14 protein-coding genes and 2 tRNA genes are annotated in these 19,333 nt (G+C 36.6%); 3 read left to right on the forward strand and 13 right to left on the reverse strand.

Annotated elements, in window-relative coordinates; all coding sequences use genetic code 11:
* Nucleotides 1–737: 737 nt before the first annotated feature.
* The 4 genes from msrA to AsAng_RS14455 all read right to left on the reverse strand — a co-directional run bounded on the left by msrA (nucleotide 738) and on the right by AsAng_RS14455 (nucleotide 5,877).
* The gene (msrA, locus tag AsAng_RS14440) at nucleotides 738–1,412 is read right to left on the reverse strand and encodes a peptide-methionine (S)-S-oxide reductase MsrA (protein WP_264793494.1); all 675 of its coding nucleotides are present in this window, start codon (nucleotides 1,410–1,412) and stop codon (nucleotides 738–740) included.
* Nucleotides 1,413–1,530: 118 nt separating this feature from the next.
* Nucleotides 1,531–3,924, reverse strand: a complete 2,394-nt coding sequence (locus tag AsAng_RS14445) for a M14 family zinc carboxypeptidase (protein WP_264793495.1) — start codon at nucleotides 3,922–3,924, stop codon at nucleotides 1,531–1,533.
* The gene (gene prmC, locus AsAng_RS14450) at nucleotides 3,921–4,805 is read right to left on the reverse strand and encodes a peptide chain release factor N(5)-glutamine methyltransferase (protein WP_264793496.1); all 885 of its coding nucleotides are present in this window, start codon (nucleotides 4,803–4,805) and stop codon (nucleotides 3,921–3,923) included. The genes AsAng_RS14445 and prmC overlap by 4 nt, the downstream gene beginning before the upstream one ends.
* A gap of 13 nt (nucleotides 4,806–4,818) precedes the next feature.
* Nucleotides 4,819–5,877, reverse strand: a complete 1,059-nt coding sequence (locus AsAng_RS14455; RefSeq protein ID WP_264793497.1) for an OmpA family protein — start codon at nucleotides 5,875–5,877, stop codon at nucleotides 4,819–4,821.
* A 408-nt stretch (nucleotides 5,878–6,285) separates the two neighbouring features.
* On the opposite strand from AsAng_RS14455, the gene prfB reads away from it, so the two are divergent.
* A complete protein-coding gene (prfB, locus tag AsAng_RS14460) occupies nucleotides 6,286–7,371 on the forward strand; it encodes a peptide chain release factor 2 (RefSeq protein WP_264793498.1) in 1,086 nt (361 codons plus the stop codon).
* Nucleotides 7,372–7,637: 266 nt separating this feature from the next.
* On the opposite strand, the gene rsmI is transcribed toward prfB, so the two are convergent.
* The 6 genes from rsmI to AsAng_RS14490 form a co-directional block, all read right to left on the reverse strand.
* On the reverse strand, nucleotides 7,638–8,345 hold the full coding sequence (gene rsmI / locus AsAng_RS14465) for a 16S rRNA (cytidine(1402)-2'-O)-methyltransferase (RefSeq protein WP_264793499.1): 708 nt from the start codon (nucleotides 8,343–8,345) through the stop codon (nucleotides 7,638–7,640).
* A gap of 13 nt (nucleotides 8,346–8,358) precedes the next feature.
* Nucleotides 8,359–10,140: an ABC transporter ATP-binding protein gene (locus AsAng_RS14470; RefSeq protein ID WP_264793500.1), complete on the reverse strand. Its 1,782-nt coding sequence runs from the start codon at nucleotides 10,138–10,140 to the stop codon at nucleotides 8,359–8,361.
* 276 nt (nucleotides 10,141–10,416) lie between these two features.
* Complete coding sequence (gene secG / locus AsAng_RS14475; protein WP_264793501.1) at nucleotides 10,417–10,761, reverse strand: preprotein translocase subunit SecG; 345 nt, start codon at nucleotides 10,759–10,761, stop codon at nucleotides 10,417–10,419.
* A gap of 33 nt (nucleotides 10,762–10,794) precedes the next feature.
* Nucleotides 10,795–10,998 carry a preprotein translocase subunit SecG gene (gene secG / locus AsAng_RS14480; protein ID WP_264793502.1) on the reverse strand — a complete coding sequence of 68 codons (204 nt, stop codon included), beginning with the start codon at nucleotides 10,996–10,998 and terminating at the stop codon, nucleotides 10,795–10,797.
* Nucleotides 10,999–11,061: 63 nt separating this feature from the next.
* Nucleotides 11,062–12,159 (reverse strand): hypothetical protein, encoded by a 1,098-nt coding sequence (locus tag AsAng_RS14485; protein WP_264793503.1) that lies wholly within the window; start codon nucleotides 12,157–12,159, stop codon nucleotides 11,062–11,064.
* 167 nt (nucleotides 12,160–12,326) lie between these two features.
* Nucleotides 12,327–13,277 (reverse strand): magnesium transporter CorA family protein, encoded by a 951-nt coding sequence (locus tag AsAng_RS14490; protein WP_264793504.1) that lies wholly within the window; start codon nucleotides 13,275–13,277, stop codon nucleotides 12,327–12,329.
* A gap of 553 nt (nucleotides 13,278–13,830) precedes the next feature.
* On the opposite strand from AsAng_RS14490, the gene AsAng_RS14495 reads away from it, so the two are divergent.
* Together AsAng_RS14495 and AsAng_RS14500 are read left to right on the forward strand one after the other, a co-directional pair.
* Complete coding sequence (locus AsAng_RS14495) at nucleotides 13,831–15,123, forward strand: type IX secretion system plug protein (protein WP_264793505.1); 1,293 nt, start codon at nucleotides 13,831–13,833, stop codon at nucleotides 15,121–15,123.
* Nucleotides 15,124–15,328: 205 nt separating this feature from the next.
* The gene (locus tag AsAng_RS14500; RefSeq protein WP_264793506.1) at nucleotides 15,329–18,463 is read left to right on the forward strand and encodes a leucine-rich repeat domain-containing protein; all 3,135 of its coding nucleotides are present in this window, start codon (nucleotides 15,329–15,331) and stop codon (nucleotides 18,461–18,463) included.
* A gap of 16 nt (nucleotides 18,464–18,479) precedes the next feature.
* Here the strand turns inward: AsAng_RS14500 and AsAng_RS14505 are convergent, their stop codons facing one another.
* From AsAng_RS14505 to AsAng_RS14515, 3 genes are all read right to left on the reverse strand, one after another.
* The gene (locus AsAng_RS14505) at nucleotides 18,480–18,881 is read right to left on the reverse strand and encodes a hypothetical protein (RefSeq protein WP_264793507.1); all 402 of its coding nucleotides are present in this window, start codon (nucleotides 18,879–18,881) and stop codon (nucleotides 18,480–18,482) included.
* A 193-nt stretch (nucleotides 18,882–19,074) separates the two neighbouring features.
* Nucleotides 19,075–19,148: transfer RNA gene (locus AsAng_RS14510), tRNA-Asp, on the reverse strand.
* A gap of 40 nt (nucleotides 19,149–19,188) precedes the next feature.
* Nucleotides 19,189–19,262: transfer RNA gene (locus tag AsAng_RS14515), tRNA-Asp, on the reverse strand.
* Nucleotides 19,263–19,333 lie beyond the last annotated feature (71 nt).

A 19,333-nucleotide genomic window follows, 5' to 3' on the forward strand; every position in this document is an offset into this window, starting at 1 on the left:
ATAAATGTGGTTTAAATTAAAAAATGTAAACATCAAGAGTAGGTGTTTTTAGGACAAACGGGAATTCTAATTGTCAATGACATTTTTTATTTTTTTCAAGGTAAGAATTTTTTCAATAAAAAAAAGAGCACTATGTATTAATATTATCTTAAATTACTTTAATCAAGATTCAAAAAACATTATAAACCTGTGTTTTATAATTAATAATAATTCTACATAAAAACAATACAACTCTTTAACTAAGGCAACTTAGTCGTAAAACATCTAAATTTTTTCAGATAAAATGGCACCTTCTTTTCTTTTCAAAAAAGTACAGTAGCAAATAAGAAAATTTTTTATTTTCAGATAAAAACAGAGCAAAAAATGGTAAAGCACCTAATATTAGAATAGATCTTCTGCCTAATGAACCTTGTAATGTCAACAGGAAGATTTTTTTCAAAAAGGCAGTAAAGAAATCCGTTTTTACAAGCGAATCATAGCCGATACTATGCCTTTACTGGAGGTATTCCAATGATTGGAGGGGGAAGGATAACAAGCCTATACAGCTCACTATATTTAATTTTGTTGCGGCTTACGATTAGTAGGTTCATAGGATCTCCTGAACGTTTCGCATATAGTTCGCCATAGCCTAAAATAACGATTCCGTGACGCTTAATAAAAAGCCACGGAATCGTGTAACGTTATTATACAAAAGAAAGTTAAGAACGGTAGTCCCTTAATTTAAAACACATCAACGACTAGTGATTTTTTTTCAACAATTCAGGAAATTTTGCTTTAAAACGATTTAACCTAGGAATGGATACATTGCGAACGTAAGAGTTATTAGGGTTTAAGCGTTCATAATTTTGGTGATAATCTTCTGCTGGCCAAAATTTTTCAAAGGCAACGATCTCTGTTGCGATAGGAGCTCCATATTCTCCAGAAGCATCTAAATTTGCTTTAAATGTCTCTGCTATTTTTTTCTCATTATCATTGGTATAAAAAATCACGGACCGATATTGTGTTCCAAAATCAGGATGTTGCCCATTAACAGTTGTTGGATTATGTGAACCATAATATACTTTTACTAAGGTTTCATAAGAAACAACGGCAGGATCATAATATACCTCTACGGCTTCAGCATGCCCTGTTTTGCCAGCCCCTACTTGCTCGTAAGTTGGATTTTTTTCTGGTCCTCCCGAATAACCAGAAACAGCTTCTTCGACACCTTTTACCGATTCAAAAACAGCTTCCACACACCAAAAACAGCCGCTTGCAAAATAAGCTTTGCTTAGTTCTTCTATTTTTTTTGAATTCGAATGAAGACTGGGGTTGTTATGGGTTGAATGGATCGTCTGGTCTTTGTTTTTATTAGAACTACAAGAGAAAAAAAATAATGCTGCTACAATAACAACTGAAAATAGATACTTCATACCATTTTGTTTGAGAGGATTAATAATTTGATTTGCTCAGATTGAACAGCATTAGCATAAAATTGTTCTTCGCTCTTACACTTCCTTTGTTGTCTAAATGTTAAACTATGTTGATGCTTTATCGTGTAATGAGCATTCGACGAGGTAAAGAGCGGACATCGTTGCCAAGCAATCGATAAAAATAAACGCCTTCTTCCCAAGTTTCAATTTCCAATTCTATTCCAGTGCTATTTTGCCCAACTGCCTGGAAGTGTACTCGCTGCCCCAATACATCTGTAATTTCCAACCAAATCGCTTCTTTATAGGAAGATGGAATCTCAAATGGAATAAAAACCTTTAAACCAGCAGGATTGGGTTGGTTCTGTTCTAAGGCAAAATTTCTAGTATGCCAATATTGCTGTGGAGTATGCAAGCCTGGCTCTAATACATTAACCTTAAAGTCATCAAAATAAAAGCCATCTTCACTAATCCAAATATCGGCCACTAGTCTTAGTTTGATTTGAACAATGGAGTCCCCCAAAAAATCATTCAGTGACATTTGTTCTGCAACCCAAGTATTCTGAATACCATCATACAAAGGTTGGTTTATATCTTGGTTCATTGTTCCTAGGTTGGTGTACCAACCGCACAAGGGTTTGTAAATACTATCACTTCCTGCTGCCATCACTTGCACATAATCGTAATCTTCTTCAATATCCCATTTTGCCCAAAAAGATAAATTTGCATCTGTCGCAACACTCAAATCAATGTTTTGGTTTAGCACAATTTCAGTAGTAGTATTGCTACCATAATTGCCTATTTTAGAGTCCGTCAAACTACCCGTTGGAGAATGAAACGTTGAATGAGTGACCTCCCAATTGGAAGTTGAGCTGGGATTAGTCCAATTGTTCATGGTATTTGCACTATCACTAAAAAAAAGAGCATAGTTGCCAAAAACACGTTCTATGGTATCTTTTTGAGTATAAAACCCATTGTCCAGAATCAGTACATAACGCACTACATCTCCATTGGAAATCGTCGGATCTAAGTGAATACGGATCGAGTCGGTTTGATTGGCAAACTGAGTAAGGTTAAATACCTTTGCTGCTCCTACCGATTGAATATTGGAAGATAGCGGTGCTACACGAACTGTCAAATCGCCATTCATCATCCCATAGCGAGTCAATTCAAAAAAAACGGCTGCATTAAGCTCGGTAATCAAACCTGTACTATTGTCGATTACTTCTCCATAATTTAACAATAAATGCGCTAGGGCAAGGTTTTGCCACATGGTTCGTTGACAATACCCTACGATACTTGTTGCTGCGGGCCAAAAACCACCCGTACCAACCTCTGGTGTTAGGGCAAAAATTTTCTTTTTATTCGTTTGCTCTCCATAAAACCAATCGTCGGCATCTCCATTACTAGAATAGCCAATTGTTTCCATATTGGTTCCATAGTTATACCTATTTTCTTGAGTCATAACCCTAGCAAATGTCTTGTATTCATTAGAATCTGGTGTTAATGCGCTATTATAAGCCCAAGGGTAAATTAACAAATCTCCATAACTGTGATAATTCAATGAAAACATAAAATCATGCGCTTCACAAAAGTCTCGCATATTTTGGGTTTCTGGTTCCGAAAAAGCGGTTGGGCCTCTATAAATATTAGAAGAAGGAAGCGCAGAGGAGCCTACATTGTCCTGCGCAAAGGCATAATCGTAATTTCGGTTTAAATCTACTCCATAGCTCCCGCCATTGTTTCGCCTATTTTTGCGCCACATCCCTCCCCCATTAGGATTTGTTAATTCATTGTATACATAACCATCAGGATTAACACAGGGTACAAAATAAAGGGCTGCATGATCCAACAGGTATTGAATTTCTGTATTGTTGGTATAATTTTCCAATAAGTACCACATATAATAGATCAACTGCGATAGCGCTAAAGGTTCTCGTGCATGATGCAAGGCATTATATAACGCTGCTGGTTCATTTTCATCTACATCAGGATTTCCTGATATTTTGACCCAATAAATAGGTCGATTTTCGTGGGTTAAATTGGTAGAATCAATCGCCTTTTTGGCTGTTATTAAGTGGGGATACTTACTGCGCATGCTATCCAGGTTATCTAGGAGTTCTTGATAGGTCAAATAGCCCCCCATTGTTCCTAAAGCAAAATTATTAGGGGGAGGATAATCGGCAATTCCTCCATGTGGGATACAATTAGTATTCCGAGCACCTGAATGCTCTACTCTATTCTGATTTTGATAATAAGCAACAACATCTTCTATCAAAACATCATAGCGGAAACCACTAGCCTCCAATAAACGTCTATCTGATGTTGAAAAATCACTTTCAAAATAGACCGATCGCCTATGCTCTCCATGATCGCAGGTGATGCCTAATTGCAATAAATCTTGTGCGGGTCGCCCGTCCAAATAAATTCGTAATTTAGCATATTGCTCTTGTTGCCCAAAAACCAAGGTTGCCCAAAATAGAAATCCAGAAATCAGTAAGTATACATGTTTCATTCACGGTTAAAATTAGCAGGAAGCTGCCCCAAAACGATTCGATCTCGATTCGACATATCGGGCACTAGCTCACAATTAATAAAGCCCTTATGCTTTAAAAGTTGTACGACTTCTGTCCCAAAATATTCATTTATTTCAAAATAAAGCCAACCTCCAGCATACAAGTGGGTCAAGGCAAAATCAGCAATTGCCTTATAAAATTGTAGGGGGTCTTTGTTGGTTACGAATAATGCCAAATGAGGTTCATGAGCAAGGACATGGGTTGGCATCACAACCGTTTCTGTATCTTGAATATACGGAGGATTACTGACAATGATGTGATATTGAGGCATTTTTTGACGGGTCGCCACATCTAAAATATCCAATTGCTGGAATTTTAACCGTACTTGATTCAGACTGGCGTTCTCTTTAGCCACCTTTAACGCCTCTGTAGAGACGTCCACAGCGGTTACTGCTGCATTCTTAAGTTGTTTTTGTAAGGTTATCGCTATACAGCCACTCCCTGTGCCAATATCTAAGAGCTGCACTGCTTCATTCTTATGTTTTTGAATGATTGCATAAACTAATTCCTCCGTTTCGGCACGAGGAATGAGAACCTTATTATTTACTTTAAATTTTAAACCATAAAAATCTGCCTGCCCTACCACATATTGCCAAGGGCGTTTGTCTAACAATTCGCTAAGGATTTCAGCAAAGTGTTCTGCTTCTTGGTCACTAAAAAAGCGTTCAGATTGGCTAGAAGCATTGTAAATGCCAAAGACATCTTCAAAAATATAACTCGCAATGGTTATCGCTTCTCGCTCTTCATAAATTGTCGTCAATTGATCGCATAAAGAGCGAAAAAAAACCGATACACTTTTATCCTTCTCTATCTTTTTCATGCTCTAAGTTGCTCTATTCAATAACTTTTAGTTCTACCCTTCTATTCATCTGTTCCTGAACAGGAGTATTAGCATTCGGATGAATCATCTCTGAATTGCCATATCCTTTGTATGCTAATCGATCTTCAGAAATTCCATGCTCTATTAAATAATAATAGACAACAGCAGCACGAGATTCTGATAACTTGAAAGAAGAAGAACTTTGTTCTACCATTCCCTGATTGGGTTTATTAATGTGCCCACCAATTTCTATTTTTAGATTGGTATTAAATTTCATAAATGCTAAAACTCCCTCTAAGGCTTTCTGAGAAGAGGCCATCAACAAAGGAGTCCCTCCCTGAAAATACAAATTGTTCAAGGCCATTTTCCCTCCAATAATTGCAGGTTCCAAAAAGAAGTTCACTTCTGTTGCTTTTTGGTCTACAGCCTTGGTCATCTTTGAAACAAAAAAATAGCCTTTGGCATAAGCCGTCACTGCTACATCAATTTCTTGATTGACGATGTATTCATAATTTCCTGCTGAATCAGTTTCTATACTATCTTTCCCTGCCGCAGAATAAAATATAATTTTGGTCATCAATGCTTTTTGGGTTTGCGCATCTATCACCTTTCCCTTAATCGTACATTTATAGTCTATTTGAGGCTTAGGCACATAGGGTTCAACTACTTCTATGGTCACTCGTCGATTTAAAGCACGCCCTTTTGCTGTTCCGTTACTGATAAAAGGAACATATTCGCCATGAGAATCCATCTTTAATTGAGCAGCGTCAACCCCCAATTCAAACAAAGCCTGATAAACGGATTGTGCTCGCTTATCAGATAAAATTTGATTGGAATCAAAACTCCCCAAAGAATCAGTATGTGCTTGAATCCATACGCTTGATTTCTTATTGCTATTAATCGTCTTGGCTACTTTCTCTAAAATAGGGATAAATTGGGCATCTACTTTATCTGAACCTGATTCAAAATAAATAGCATCTGAATGCAATAATAAGTGCTTTTGGGATTGTGCCAGTGATGCTGATATTGTTAGAACAAAAGTAATTGCAACAAAAATTAATTTGAAATACATAAAAATTAGATGTGTTTTGAAGATAGTTGAACGATTCTCACTGCTCCTCTGTTTTATAGAGTACTTTGAGAAAGATTAGAGGATCAATACCCTGACAAATTAAGTGATTTTTATCAAAAAATATAAAATGCACAAAGTAATTAGCTATAATTGTGTGCAATCCTATAATAGACTTTATCATACCTTAAAAAAAAGGGATCATAAAGTTCTACAAACACAAAAATTAATTCTTAAGAATCTTTTAAAGACGATTATGAATGAAATGGTACGGCTGCAAATTTATTTTTTCTGAAGGGCAAGCTATTCGCTATTGCTCATGCCTTGGTCTTCAAAAAAATCTTGCATTTTCGCCTATATCCTCTATTCGTAATCACGTCTTTTATAGATTAAAATTTTAAACATCTAATTATGACTATTGAACAATTAAAGGAACTTAAAAGCCAGTTGGGCATACTAGGGAGGTATCTTGACATCGATAACCGAAAAATGCAAGTTATCGAAGAAAAACAACACACCTTTGATCCTGATTTTTGGTCTGATCCCAAACGAGCAGAAGCAATTCTAAAAGGGATTAGCGAAAAGGAGTTTTGGCTCAAAAAATATAATGTTGCGGCTACTGCTCTTGACGATCTAGAAGTCCTCTATGAGTTTTATGAATTGGAGGATGTCTCTATAGAGGAATTAGAAAAACAATATCTATTAACACAACAGGTATTAGATGAACTAGAGTTTACTTCTACCCTTAGTGAGCCAGAAGATATGCTGAGTTGCATGGTAAAAATCAATGCTGGCGCAGGTGGTACTGAAAGCTGTGACTGGGCAGAGATGCTCTTGCGAATGTACACCATGTGGGGAGATAAATCAGGGCACAAAGTCAAACAATTGGATTATCAAGCGGGTGATGTTGCTGGCATCAAAACAGCTACACTAGAGATCACAGGAGAGCATACCTATGGTATGTTAAAAGGCGAAAACGGGGTACATCGTTTGGTACGCCCCAGTCCATTTAATGCCCAAGGCAAACGCCAAACTTCTTTTGCTTCTGTTTTTGTTTATCCAATGGTAGATGATAGTATTGAAGTTGAGGTCAACCCCGCAGATATAGAATGGGATACCTTTCGGGCTAGTGGTGCAGGTGGGCAACATGTGAACAAAACGGAGTCGGCTGTTCGTTTGCGTCATCTCCCTTCTGGAGTTGTTGTTGAATGCCAAGAACAACGTTCGCAGCACAAAAACCGTGAGAAAGCAATGAAGATGCTAAAATCAGAATTGTATCAATTAGAAATTGAGAAGCGCAATGCCGCAAAAGCCGAGGTGGAAGGTGGAAAAATGAAAATTGAATGGGGTTCTCAAATTCGTTCTTATGTTTTGGACGATAAACGCATCAAGGATCATCGCTCTAATCACCAAACGCACAATGTTAAACGTGTTTTGGATGGAGATATTGATGATTTTTTGAAAGCTACTTTAATGGCGTTAAAAAATATGCTTTAATCCATCAGCCGTTGTTTAATTTCCTAGCCCTCAAAATAAGTTCTTTTATTTTGAGGGTTTTCTATTTTTGACTAACAAATAAAAGTCTATTTTAGAACCAACTATACATAATAAAAATAAAAAATTATTTTGCAGCAAAAAAAAATGTCTTTTGAATGAACTTTTTTGACTTGTTTGCTGTTATAGAGAACATATAACTTATTTTTTAGGACAATAAGTGATGAAAAAAAAGACCAACAATTTGAACAAATTGTTGGTCTTTTTTGCTAATCCTCTTTAGCATATCGTTTCTTTTTTTTCTCTTTTTCTTTTCCTGCTACTACAATTACAATTTCGCCCTTTGCTTTCAATTCATTCTTTGCTACTTTTTCAGCTAGTTCTGCTAAGGTTCCCTTAACATACTCCTCAAACATTTTTGAAATTTCTCTACAAACAACCGCCTCTCGCTCTGCTCCACAATGAGCAGCTAACTGTTCCAAACATTTGCCCAAACGATGCGGAGATTCATACAAAGCAAAAGTACAAGGCAATTCTGCCAAATAAAGCAGTCTCGTTTGTCGTCCTTTTTTGTGGGGCAAAAAGCCTTCAAAATAAAATCGATTACAAGGCAAACCAGAAGCCACCAAAGCAGGAATAATTGCCGTTGCTCCTGGCAGGCATTCAACCTTTATATTGGCTTCAACACAAGCCCTTATTAAGCTAAATCCAGGATCTGAAATACCAGGCGTTCCAGCATCTGAAATCAAAGCAATGGTCGCTCCAGCCAAAATATCTTCAACCACCTTTGCCGCAGCCTGATTTTCATTGTGCGCATGATGCGACCGCAATGGAGTACTAATTTCGTAATGCTGAAACAACTTCTTAGAAGTTCGGGTGTCCTCTGCCAATACCAAATCCACCTCTTTGAGTATACGCAATGCACGTAAGGTAATATCTTCTAAATTTCCAATTGGTGTAGGAACTAGGTATAACATTTATCTAATTTTATTAACTAAATTGCAACTTGGCCAACTGAGTATAAACGCCTTTGTCATTGGCGACCAATTCGTCGTGATTTCCTTGTTCTACCACCTGCCCATCTTCCAAGACATAGATACAATCTACATCTCGAACCGTTGCTAAACGATGTGCAATAATAATAGCTGTACGCCCTTTCATTAATTTATTAAGCGCATCTTGAACAACACGTTCTGATTCTGCATCTAAAGCCGATGTTGCTTCGTCCAACAATAAAATGGATGGATTTTTAAGAATAGCACGAGCAATTGCAATACGCTGGCGTTGCCCTCCTGAAAGTTGCACTCCTCGCTCTCCTACAATTGTCTCTAGACCATCAGGAAAAGAGTTGATAAATTCCCAAGCGTTGGCTTGCTTTGCAGCTTCTATAATTTCTTGCTCATTGGCCTGCTGTCTACCGTAAGCAATATTTTCGCCAATACTACCTCCAAATAAAATAACATCTTGAGGAACAATAGCGATATTTTGACGCAATTGAGGCAAATTATAAGTTGAAATAGCCTTTCCATCAATCGTAATCTCACCATCTGTTAGGTCGTAAAAACGCAATAACAATTTAACAATGGTAGATTTTCCACCTCCAGATCCACCAACCAGAGCAATTTTTTGTCCAGAATGAATCCGAAGATTAACCTTGTTTAAAATGGTCAACTCAGGTCTAGAGGGATAATTAAATTGTACCTCTTTAAAAGCGATGTTACCCTTTAATTCTAAAGTAGGTAAATCCTTATCTATGACAAATTCTGACTCGCTATCCAACAACTCCATAATGCGTTCAGACGCTCCTACTGCCCTTAATATTTGGGTATAAAAATCTCCTAAACTAGCCACAGCAGCTCCAATAATAGCGGTTAAGGTAATAAACGTCACCAATTCTCCCGATTTCATGGTTCCAGCCTCAACCATCGTAGCCCCCCACCAAAGCACAAAAAACATAGCGCCAAACAATGCGGTTATGATAAAGACAATAAACAAACCTCTAATCCTAGCAAATCTAAGTGAAATAGTCACCACATCTGTTACAGATTGACCATAGCGTTTTCGTTCAAACCACTCATTTGTAAAGGCCTTTACAACAGAAATTGCTTGCAATGTCTCTTCTAAAATTGTACTTGTTTCTGCTAATTTATCTTGTCGTTGACTCGATAATTTTCGAATATAACGCCCAAAGAAAAGTGCTACCAGAATGACTACAGGAAAGGTTGAAATCATAACCAAAAGCAATTGTGGAGCCATCCATGCCAAATAAGCAAACCCAACAACCAAGATAATGATTTGGCGAATAAGCTCTGCCAATGTTATAGAAATAACATCCTGAAGTTGTTGTACATCTGCGGTGCTTCTACTGGTTAATTCCCCTACTCTATTTTTATCAAAAAATGCTGTTGGCTGAGTAATGAGTTTGTTGTATAACTCTTTGCGAATATCTGCCATTCCCTTTTCACTCACATTGGCAAACAACAACACTCTAAAATAAGAGGTCAATGCCTGCAAAACAAGGATTGCCCCTAAGACAAAACCTACATCTGCCAGACTAAGCCCCCATTTAGACTCTCCTTTTGCAATATCAATGAGTTCTCCTGCTGCTGCTGGAAAAACCATAAAAACTCCACTGCCTATGATTAAAAAAAATAAGCCCCCAAAAAAGGACCATTGATAGGGACGCAAATAGGTAATTAATTTTTTGGCCTTAGCCCACCCGTCTTTGCTAATTTTAGGACGCTCTTCTGAACCTCTTCTCCGTCTAGCCATACTGCTATAAGATGATTAGAATTGTGTAATTAGAATTGTAGTTGACCTTGATACCACTTGTATCTCTGTTTACTACAATATAATTTTGAAACAAAAAATGTGATTTGAAACCTCAAAGATAAAATCTATCTGTAGTTTTTCTGTCAAGCTTTAGTCAAATCTTTAATTATTAAGTTGACAAATGACCAACAAGCAGATCTGTATTTTTTTTACTACAAAAAAAAAGGTCCGCCTCTTTTGCGACGAACCTAATATTTCTATTTCTTTGGTAATTACTTATTGTCCGCCAGCAGGTAGTCCATTTGTTGGAAGCTGTGCTGGATTGGGCTGAGTAGGTTGAGAAGTAGTGGTGGTAGTGTTGATTTCTTCTCCTACAGAAGCAGAAGAATCACCTTTAAAAAATACACCTGTTACTAAACACAATGCCAATAAAGAAGAGGCTAAACCCCAAGTAATTTTTTCTAGCATATCGCTAGAATTAGCAGCTCCCATAACTTGATTTGCAGCTTGGCTTCCTCCAAAAGAAGAACTTAGCCCTCCACCTTTAGGATTCTGCACCAAGATTACTAAAATCAATAATACAGAAATAAATGCAATAAGTATGGTTAATAATAAAACCATGATTGTAGATTATTTTCTTAAATTAATAAATAATTAGACCACGAGACACAACGCAATCATTAGCGTCATCAATCCCCAAGTTAGCTTTTCAGTAACCTTATAAGATTGTGCACTCCCAAGCAATTGTTGAGTATTAAAAGCAGCATCTAATGTGCCTGTCTTTGGATTTTGTATCAAAATAACTAGGATTAATGCTATGGCAATTAAACTTATAGCACCAAACAGAATTAAAGTCATGTTGTTGTATTTAAGTGATAATAGATTTGTGTTGTCTATTATGGTTTATCAAATACAATGCAATTATTTGAGTTCTGTTATTTTGTCTGCAAAGAAACGACTTTTTTCAGGAAATTTCAAACTTAATGTCTCATACATTTTAATTGCCTTGACTTTTTGCCCTTGCAATGCCAATAAGTCAGCCAACGTTTCTGAAGCAACTTCCTCATCCTCAGTAGTACTATCATCCTCCCAATCCTCTAAGGTATTTTCTTTATTCCCCTCTTTCTTGTCCCCTAAGCTTTTCAAAAAGCCATCTGTTTGCGACAAGAACAAATCAAAAATATCAGGAGCTTCAGCATTTTGCTCATACATCTGTTCCAATTGCTCAAATTCTTGCTCATTTTCTTGGTCTACGGCTTCAATTTCGGGAAAGATAGATTCTTTTGATTCAGTCTTCAGATCTTGTGTTGCTCCTAGCTCCTCCGTAGATGAAATTGGATCGATTAGAACCGCCTTAGATTCCTTGGCTTTCTTTTTACGTTTTTTTTGTTTTTCTGTTTTAGAAGCCTTAGCCACTTCTGTGGTTTCCAAAAAATCAAACATTCCTTTTTCAAAAATAGGTATTCTTGATAATTTGAACCCTTTTTTAGTAGGCAAGCCCTTTTCTTCGATTCGTGGTGGCTCAAAGTCCTGCAACCATTCCTCAATAGGCATTGTGCTTAAACTCCGATCTCCTTCTTCCTTGGATTCATCCGTTTTATTCTCTCCAACAGAAAGATCCTCAACGCTTAAAGTAGGTTGAAAAGCCAAAACAGGAGGGTTTTTGGACACTTTATGGTGGTAAATAGGAGGTGGATCTACTAATTTTGTTACTAATTTAGTTTTTTTTTCCTCGTCTGGTTTAGAAGCTTTTATATCAACAACTTTCGTTTCTGTATTAGAGACAACAGAAGTATTCAAAAAATCGTATAATTTGCTTCGATCAGCAGCATACATAGAAGCTAAGGCTAAATGACGTTCAAAGGCGATATGCTTGTCGTTTTTGTATTTTTTTAGTAGCAACATACGGAGACTATTACAGTAAGGAAACTGTAACAGAAGCTTATCCAATGTCTCATAACTCATTTGGTTGAGTTGAGCTGGATTTTTTAATAGGCTTGTAAATTCCGTTGTTGTCATAAAAATTGTAACTTATATCAAGACAACAAAGATAACATTTTTTTTCGAAAAATAAGGTATTTTCTCATAAAAAAAAACGCTAGAGAATCGTAATTTAAAGGGTTAAAGCGGGTTAGTCTTGCTCTCCCCCAAAAGACATCTCCTTATTTAATGGAATAATCAGCCCATCAAATCATCCGTTTGCTCCGAAAAAAGATCACCAAAGAAAAAGAAAACAACATAGACCCTCCAAACAAAAACCAAAAAGCATAAGGGCTTTTTTCTAACGGAAGGTTTTCTACATTCATGCCATAAAAACTAGCAACCAAAGTAGGTACCATCAGAATAATGGTCACCAAAGTCAGCCGCTGCATCACCTCATTCAAATTATTAGAAATCATTGACGCAAGTGCATCCATGGTATTTCTCAAAATGTTGGTGTAAATATGTGCCATTTCTTGCGCTTGGCTATTATCAATCATAATATCCTCCAACAAATCTGCCTTTTCTTCATCATGCTGGATACTCAACAAATCCATTCGCTGCAACTTTTGTTTCAGCAGTGCATTTGAGCTCAAAGCCGTTACAAAATAAACCAAGCTTTTCTCCAAACTCAACAATCGTTTCAAATCTTTATTTTGGCTAGATTCGTAGACTTCCTTTTCAATAATGTTTCGTCTAACATTAATGTCCTTTAGACAACGCAAATAAGTATAAACATTTTGTTCTAAGATTTGCAAGACAAACAAAGAGAAATCATGCGGTTCAAAGCTACGCACCTTACTTTCTATAAATTTCTGCATAACAGCCGTCTCATAAGAAGAGATTGTTATAATATGTTCTGCTGTAATAATAATACCAATTGGAACGGTAATATAAAGCGTCAAATCATCTGCCCGCTCTTCATTTAGTGCAGGCGTATTAACAACAATAAATTTTACATCATCTTCTATTTCGAATCGAGTACGTTCATCAATATCCAAAGGATCCGTTAAGAAATCTAAAGGAACAGAAAGTTCTTCTGACAGTTGATCTATTTCAACAGCATTAAATGGAGGAGAGATATTAATCCAACAATTTTGAGTAGGCAACTCCACTTCTAATAATGTGCCTTTTTGTTTTTCAAAATAACGAACCATAACACTCGAATTTAGTATGCATCATAAGTAGTAATACTCCATTGCTTTTAGCTTTGCTGCTACTTCATGGTGTAGCTACATTAGTGGGCTTTGCCTTTACTTGCGGTGCTACACGGTACCATTCTCACTTGTGAACTCGCAAAACTCGACTCACTGCCTCCATACACGATATTATTGCATGAGCTAGCAAAGCTAGATTATCAATTCTTTAGACCAACAAACACAGTACACTAATAATCAACATAGTGCGATTTTTCAACGGAGTAATGAAGTAGGAGAAAAAAACGCATAGAGGATCAATGCATATATTAGCCCTTATCAAGAATCTATTTTGGCACGAAAATACAATATTCAATAGATAGAAAAGACTACTTTTGTAATTATTCTATTCTATAGGTTAATAATTTTCTTGCTGAAGAAGCCTTGTTTAACTAGCTTCGCTTCAAATTTTAACATTATTTTGGCTAAAGATAGTTCCTTATTAACGTTGTAGTGATATTATTTGCACCATTTTTGGTAATTGCCCTGTTGAGCTTCTAAAATTTCAAGTTATATGATTCATTTAAAATCCTTTTTGCTGTTCTTTTTTTTCCTTTGTCTAAATCATCCTTTTCTTTTTGCACAAGATAAAACCTATCCTGAATTTAGAAACTATGATTATGTTTACAAAGAACATATAAAAAGTGTTCGCTTTTATCAATTTGATTCCGAAACAGATTATCCTGTATTAAGCCTACACAGCCCTGGGCATTTTATATTGTCCTTTGACGACCTAGAAGCTTATACCAAAGATTTCTCTTACAAGATTATTCACTGTGATGCCAATTGGAATCCCTCCGAAGAATTAGATCCACTGGATTATATTGATGGCTATCAAGAAAATCGATTTTATGATGCTCAAAATTCATTCAGCACCAAAGTTCCCTATACTCATTATGAGATACAACTTCCAAACGAAGATGTTAAATGGACCAAATCTGGAAATTACTTGTTAAAAGTCTACAGAGATGATGACGAAAATGATCTGATTATCACTCGTCGATTTATGATCGTAGATACCAAAATGAAAATTGTACCTGAGTTAAGACGTTCTGCAACCCCACCCTACGCAACGTCTCATCAAGAACTTTATTTTTCCATACAGCATACAGGAATAAAAATCGGCAACCCTAGGCAACAAATCAAAACTGCTGTTTTGCAAAATGGTCGTTGGGACAATGCCATCCTAAATTTAGAACCTACCTATATCAAAAATGAAGAAATTGGATACGACAACCAAGGGAAGTTATTATTTCCTGGTTATAAAGAGTTTCGCCCCTTAGACCTGCGTTCTTTCCGTTATCGTACGCTGCAAGTAGAACAATTAAAAGAATATCAAGAGGGCTTTGAATTGTGGCTCTTTGAAGACAAGCATCGCACGTATACTTCTCATGTCTTCACCCACGATTTAAATGGAAAATTCTTGATAGAATCGCACGATAACCGCAATGGAATATTAGAAGGGGAATATGGTCGTATTAATTTTTCCCTCAAAGCACTTTCTCCTTACGAAGGGTCAGTTTATGTGCTAGGCGGCTTTAATGATTTTCAGCCCAAAGAAGCGTTCAAAATGAAGTACAACAAAAACTGCCTTTGTTATCAGTTGAGCAGCAGCCTTAAAAATGGCTTCTACGATTATTTTTATGGTCTAGTAGATTCTAAAAACAATTCGATTAATATACAAAAAATAGAAGGTAGTAGTTTTGAATCTGAGAATGATTATTTATTTTTAGTGTATTACAAAGAATTTGGTGGTTTGTACGATCAATTAGTCGCTGTACAAAAATTAAATACTAGACCCGAATAATACGAATCCATGCTTAGAATTTGTGTTAAATTTCAAAGCAACTTGTTTTCAGGCAAGGCATTTTTTGAAAGGTAAACACAAGTCCAACAAACAAAGCTCGTGCTGAATACACTGTTCTTTAAATCAGTTAACCATTCTAGTTTTAAACTTAAAGAACAGTGCAGCTAAGTTAGCCCAAGTTCACGTCAACCATTAACAGATACACATGAGCTTATACCGCCCTAAGAATAAAAATGCATTTTTTTTTGTAGTAGCGCTCTTATTACTTCTATTGCTACTAATGGTTCCACTACGCCCATCTGTATGGGATAGAGATATTGCTGTTGTACAACATGAAATTGATAGCTTATCCTCTACCCCGCTTCCTAAACACAAAGATAGCCTAATCACTACGAGTTATACCAAACAAGATACACAAGTAGTTTTTGTTCCGAATGAAGATGGCAGCCAAGTTGATACCAATATTGTTATTTCTCCTGTAGAAGTGATTGATACGACTACTATTTCAGTGCTTACGCCCCCTTCTCCTATTGTTAAAGCTCCTCAAGATACACCTGTCAAGGCAGAAACTGCGTTTATAAATGTTCGCTTTTTGTTGGTCTTGCTTTTATTGTTTTGTTTGTTGCTTTTTGTAATTTACAAATTACTAACTTCCCGATGGCAAAAACAGTATTGGCTACAATACAATGCTCCGTTACAACCTCTTGGAAGCGCAAGCAGCAATTCCAGTTCCTTTAATTTTGACTTTATAAGCCCTGCTGTAGAATTAGAATCATCTACCCCACAAAATGACACCAATGATGTCTCAACGGAGTCCATCACAGATTCCTCTTTGCCTCTAGCACCAACAGAGCTAACCAATCCAGAAGCTAAACACGCAGCCGATTCCTCAGTCATAAAAGTTGAAAAATCCCAGCGTAATGCTATAATACCAGACCATCAAGTTTCAACGACCACTGTTAAAAACACTCCAGCTAGCCGAGCATTTGGGCAACGACCTTTTGTTCTTTTTCTAAAAGAAATATCAACCCGTTCACCACGCATTTTGATAGAAATAGGAAAAGGAATTGCTTCTATTTTTTCTTTTTTTTCTAAGGGAAATTCAGCCCCCAAAGCGCCACTCAAATTAAAATGGCAAGACGGCATTTCCCTTGTTATGATTTTACTATTTGTGGCTTGTCAACAGGTTATTTTTCCAGATCAACCAAGCCATGCAGTAGCAAATGGTTTGATGTGGGCTACCCTCTATACCCTTCCATCTTTATTAAGATTACATTGGACTGGAGGGCTTTTGGGTGGGCTTATCATTTTTACAGAATTGGTCAGCTTACTTATTTATGCCATATTAGAAGCCACCAAAGACTTAGCTCCTATTGAGGGGGGCGAAAATTGGATGTATTATGGCATGGGGTTTCTCCTACTTATTCTATTCTATTGGGGACAAAAGAAGAAAATTATTCCTCTCATTAGATTATATGCTGTACTAGGTCTGGTTTTATTATCGGGAGCAAGTTACCTGATTTTTATGCCCTATATCCATCAAGGATGGGACTGGGCTTTTGCAGAATATAGTGGATGGGGAGATGTCATTGCACGCTGTATTGGTCTATATATTGCCTACGAAGTTATTGCAGCTATTGTTCGCCCCAATCCTGCTGTTTCTAAGAAAAGAAAAGCAGCAGTAGTCCCTGTAGCGCAGACCATTAAAACGACACCCTCTGAAACTGACCTAACTCCTGTTCCTATCTCAACAGATCAAGAAACATTACTGCCTTATTCAGCAGAAGAACTTAACGAATTATTTAAACGCCCTAATTGGTATAAAAAAGCGGATTTAAATCGACTTGATTCGATTAGTCTGCCCAACACTAAGCTAGATGAACAAAGTGAGTTTATTGTATTATACCTTCCAGATTGTATCAATACTCGCCATCTGTATCTTTCTAACAATCAATTTCAAGAATTTCCTTATGAAATTAGCGAATTGGAACAATTGGAGGTGCTCAACCTTTCTTATAATCAGATCACAGATATTTTGCCTGATATTGCCTATCTTAAACAATTAAATAGCCTTTATCTCGCACACAATAATATTTCGGTGATTCCTGATGAAATGGCAGAGCTACACCACTTAAAACAACTGGATTTAAGTGGCAACCCCTTGACGCAAGAAAGTATTGACAAACTTCAGCAGTTCTTCCCAAATGCACATCTAACATACGATGAAGCAGCTCCCATAAACACTTCTCCCAAGATTGCTCTAGAAGAAGATCAGCAACTGGTTAAGAAGGTTGAAAAACTATTAAAAAAAGAGCTCAAAAATCCTGATGAGGTTTCTTATATTTCAGCATTAATGCAACAGGATTTATCGGATTTGCCAACCACTGTTTTGCAACAGTTTAAAAATTTAGCGATTCTATTATTAAATAGCAATAAACTTACTGCTATTCCTGAGGCAATCTACCAGTTGCTAAGCCTTAAAAGGCTGACCTTATCTTTTAATCAAATCAACGCCATTCCCGATCGTATAAGTGAATTAACAACACTAGAAGCATTAGATCTTTCGGGGAACCCTATTCGGTCTTTTTCACCAAAACTAACCCAGCTTTCTCAGTTAAAAGAGATTGCTTTGGGGAATATGGGCTTAACTACTTTTCCTGCTTTTTTACTAAAAATGCAGCAATTGAACAACATAAATCTAAGCAGTAATCATCTGCTTAGAATTCCAGAAGGGATCAATAAATTGCCCCATTTAAAAGCCTTAAATCTTAGCTTTTCGGGCTTCAATACCATCCCTGATGCTATTTTTGAACTGCAAGAACTTCGCTCATTAGATTGGACGGGAAATAATTTAGAAACCTTGCCAAGTGCTTTAACTCAATTGATCAACTTAGAGAAGTTAGCCATTGGTTTTAATCCAAATCTAAGCAATGCTAACCAAGTTTTAGAACAACTGCCCAAACTCAGAGAGTTGCATCTAAGTGGCTTAAAAGCAGATAAAAATCATCCATTTATTTTGACCGTGAATCGTCTAAAAAAACTAGATACATTATGGCTAAGTCACAATCAATTAAATGAATTACCCAATAGCTTTCAGCAGCTAAAAAAATTACGTGTGTTGAGTTTAGCTCACAATAATTTCTTTAAGTTTCCTAAGTTACTTGGACAGCTTTCAAACTTAGAGTACCTGTATTTAGAAAACAATCAACTAACAGCACTTCCTAAGACAATCAAACAACTTAAAAAGCTACGTCAATTACACTTAACAGGCAATAAAATTGGGATTACAGAAAGGCGAAATATTCAGCGAATGCTTCCCAATGTAAGCATTCATTTTTAACAAAGAGAGCATTCTTTTAGGCATCTCCCTCTTCTTCAGGAGCGGTTCCCTTTACGATCCAAGTTTCTCCAACTTCTTCCCAATTGGGAACTTCTAAGGCATTGATAAAAATCTTAGTCTCATTTACCTTTGTTTTATCCCCCATTCGTTTGAATTGCATATTGGTGATAGCAGCAGCAGTAATACTAGCAGAACGTAAGACATGAGGTTTGAATATTTTTTGAGTAGCCATTAAAATTTGCTGACTTTCAGCAGGAATTGCCTTCATTTCTCTCATATCAATCAACATCCCAAATTTATCGGGTAATGTTTTTAACAATTTCACCATTTCAAGTTGCCAAGCCTTCATTTCTTTTTCTCGAATAAAACCAGCAAACGTTATTTTAACCCCATAGTCTTTTCTCTCAACTATATACATATTGTATCCAACTTTAGTTATCAAATTGATAGTGAGCACAATAAATATATTGCACGCACTTCCTCTAATAAGTTAGGGCATTATTCCAAGAAAAAGATAACTTAACCTTACTATTTTTTATTTCTTTTTTCTAAAAAAAGTATCTCTTATAAAACTAAAAAGCTCCAATCTTATAAAAGATTGAAGCCTTTTGCGGTCTGGACGGGACTCGAACCCGCGACCCCCTGCGTGACAGGCAGGTATTCTAACCAACTGAACTACCAGACCAAAATGAGAAATTCTCACTTTGTATTTTGTATAAAAGTTGCGGTCTGGACGGGACTCGAACCCGCGACCCCCTGCGTGACAGGCAGGTATTCTAACCAACTGAACTACCAGACCAACTTTTTATTTTGTTGCGATTACAAGCATGTCTTGTAACTAGTGCGATGCAAATATAGGACACTTTTTAG

Source organism: Aureispira anguillae, assembly GCF_026000115.1.
Taxonomy (GTDB): Bacteria; Bacteroidota; Bacteroidia; order Chitinophagales; family Saprospiraceae; genus Aureispira; species Aureispira anguillae.

Excerpts from the sequence above, each read along its gene's own strand:
- secG (WP_264793501.1), bottom strand. The coding sequence starts at position 10,761 with ATGGTTTTATTATTAACCATACTTATTGCATTTATTTCTGTATTATTG.
- msrA (WP_264793494.1), bottom strand. The coding sequence starts at position 1,412 with ATGAAGTATCTATTTTCAGTTGTTATTGTAGCAGCATTATTTTTTTTC.
- AsAng_RS14455 (WP_264793497.1), bottom strand. The coding sequence starts at position 5,877 with ATGTATTTCAAATTAATTTTTGTTGCAATTACTTTTGTTCTAACAATA.
- AsAng_RS14485 (WP_264793503.1), bottom strand. The coding sequence starts at position 12,159 with ATGACAACAACGGAATTTACAAGCCTATTAAAAAATCCAGCTCAACTC.
- AsAng_RS14500 (WP_264793506.1), top strand. The coding sequence starts at position 15,329 with ATGAGCTTATACCGCCCTAAGAATAAAAATGCATTTTTTTTTGTAGTA.
- AsAng_RS14445 (WP_264793495.1), bottom strand. The coding sequence starts at position 3,924 with ATGAAACATGTATACTTACTGATTTCTGGATTTCTATTTTGGGCAACC.
- AsAng_RS14495 (WP_264793505.1), top strand. The coding sequence starts at position 13,831 with ATGATTCATTTAAAATCCTTTTTGCTGTTCTTTTTTTTCCTTTGTCTA.
- prfB (WP_264793498.1), top strand. The coding sequence starts at position 6,286 with ATGACTATTGAACAATTAAAGGAACTTAAAAGCCAGTTGGGCATACTA.
- AsAng_RS14470 (WP_264793500.1), bottom strand. The coding sequence starts at position 10,140 with ATGGCTAGACGGAGAAGAGGTTCAGAAGAGCGTCCTAAAATTAGCAAA.
- secG (WP_264793502.1), bottom strand. The coding sequence starts at position 10,998 with ATGACTTTAATTCTGTTTGGTGCTATAAGTTTAATTGCCATAGCATTA.
- AsAng_RS14505 (WP_264793507.1), bottom strand. The coding sequence starts at position 18,881 with ATGTATATAGTTGAGAGAAAAGACTATGGGGTTAAAATAACGTTTGCT.
- AsAng_RS14490 (WP_264793504.1), bottom strand. The coding sequence starts at position 13,277 with ATGGTTCGTTATTTTGAAAAACAAAAAGGCACATTATTAGAAGTGGAG.
- prmC (WP_264793496.1), bottom strand. The coding sequence starts at position 4,805 with ATGAAAAAGATAGAGAAGGATAAAAGTGTATCGGTTTTTTTTCGCTCT.
- rsmI (WP_264793499.1), bottom strand. The coding sequence starts at position 8,345 with ATGTTATACCTAGTTCCTACACCAATTGGAAATTTAGAAGATATTACC.